This is a genomic window from Aestuarium sp. (assembly GCF_023253315.1).
GTDB classification, from domain to species: domain Bacteria; phylum Pseudomonadota; class Alphaproteobacteria; order Rhodobacterales; family Rhodobacteraceae; genus Marivivens; species Marivivens donghaensis.
Genome location: NZ_JALRGW010000192.1, coordinates 1 through 569, shown reverse-complemented (window position 1 = coordinate 569; position 569 = coordinate 1). Strand labels below are relative to the sequence as shown.

The following is a 569-nucleotide window of genomic DNA, read 5'->3' as shown; positions in this document are numbered from 1 at the left end:
CCAATTCGCGCTGGAGCAATCTCGCCCCGTGGTGAGTCTGTGTGCCAACGCCGTCAGCGAAATGAAGCATTTCGCCATGGGGCGCTCGGGGCTGGTACAGGTCGCGGCCGTCCCGTCGGCAGCGGCGCTGCTGTTACCCAAAGCCCTGCGCCGGCTGCGCACACTGCGCCCCGATGTCCGCGTGCAGCTGCGCGACATTGACTCCAGCGCCGTCATCAAGGCTGTGTTGGAGGAAAGCGTCGACGTCGGCATTGCCACCGTGGTGGGCAACCAGCCCGACCTCAGCGTCTCTACCTTGCTGCTTGACCCCTTTGAATGGGTCTGCCCACCCGGGCACCCCCTTACCAAACTTCGCCGCAACGTGCGTTGGGAAGATATTGAGCCCGATGACTTCATCGCCAATGGCTTGTGCGCTGGCTTAGGTGTGCCGCAGCTAGACGCTTTGGTTCAGCGGGCCAGCCTCATGCTACTCAGCACCACCTCATTGCTCGGCTTCGTGCGCGCTGCGATGGGCGTCACCCTGTTACCCGCCTTGGCCGTACCCAACGATGGCACCTTGGTCACGTTGC

General features: G+C 63.4%; 1 protein-coding gene. It reads left to right on the top strand.

Going from position 1 to position 569, the window contains the following annotated elements:
* Positions 1–569 (top strand): LysR substrate-binding domain-containing protein (locus AC1QQ2_RS14965; protein ID WP_479713743.1); only part of this gene is annotated, 569 nt, incomplete at both ends.